Origin of the sequence: Nocardia sp. NPDC058497, assembly GCF_042720195.1 — a bacterium.
Lineage (GTDB): Bacteria > Actinomycetota > Actinomycetes > Mycobacteriales > Mycobacteriaceae > Nocardia.
Genome location: NZ_JBHXMY010001058.1, coordinates 1 through 1,054, shown reverse-complemented (window position 1 = coordinate 1,054; position 1,054 = coordinate 1). Strand labels below are relative to the sequence as shown.

The window sequence follows — 1,054 nt, the reverse complement described above, 5'->3', positions numbered from 1 at the left end:
TGACGAAACAGTCCTGACCGGGCTCAGACCAGGCGCAAGCTGGTGATGATCTTCTTGGCCTGGTCGGCGGTGAGTTCGCCGGTGGCATTGCGGTCGACGAGCAGCGTCAGCACCAGCAATGTGTTGGCGGCGTTCTCGAAGGCGAAGGTGTACACCGAGTAGGAGTCGGCGGTGCAGCCTGCGACCGCGGGCTTCCAGGGGCCCGTGCTCTCGACGAACTGGCCGGTGACGCCGCTCTGAGTCGTCAGCGCGGTCGGCGAGGTCAGCTTTCCGCCGGTCGGGTCCGAATATCCGCCTGCCGCAGCGATTTTCGCGATGGCCTTGGCGGCAGCGGCAGGATCGGATTCGGTCGTCGTTGTCACGCCCGCCATGGCGCGATAGGCCGAGCCGGGGCAGTAGCTCTCCCCCTCGGTCGCCTGGCCGCGGCCGTTCATCGCGCCGAGCCCCGTGGTGAAGGACATGGTGTCGTACTCGTCGGAGACCGACCAGGTGGACGGCACGTCGTAGGCGACGCGGTAGGAGGCGACGAGCACGCCCTTCGAACCCGGCGTCGCCGGTGCGGTGGTCGTGCCGGTCAACGGCCCCGCTTTCACCGTCGTCGCGGTGGTCGAGGTCGCCGCGGCGGAGGTGTCGTCGGAGCTGCTGGTGCCGATCACGACGGCGGCGATCCCGACGACCACGATCAACGCGACCACGACGACCACTGCGATGATCACCCCGGCGCTGTTGCCGCTGCGCGGGGGTCCCGGGTTCGGTTGTGGCGCATACCCGTAGGGCTGTTGCGCATAGGGCTGCTGACCGTACGGCTGCGGCGCATACGGCTGTTGACCGTACGGCGGTTGCCCGTACCCCGGCTGTGCAACGTACTGCGGCGGCGGATATCCGCCTGGCTGCTGCGGGATGGCGGGCTGGGAGTACGGGTCGGCTCCGGTCTGCGGGGGCTCCCCCGACATCCCCGGCGCCTCCCACCAACGATCGCTGTCGTTTGCCACGTCGAGTCCTCCCTCGCCACCTGCCTCCGCGCCCGGCCGGCGGGGCCGGCCCGGGTCCCCCC

At 69.9% G+C, this 1,054-nt stretch carries 1 protein-coding gene; it reads right to left on the bottom strand.

Annotation, left to right across the window (positions count from 1 at the left end; all coding sequences use genetic code 11):
- Positions 1–23: 23 nt before the first annotated feature.
- Entirely contained in the window at positions 24–992 is a 969-nt protein-coding gene (locus tag ACFWPJ_RS33695) for a hypothetical protein (protein WP_378857688.1), read from the bottom strand.
- Between the last annotated feature and the right edge of the window lie 62 nt (positions 993–1,054).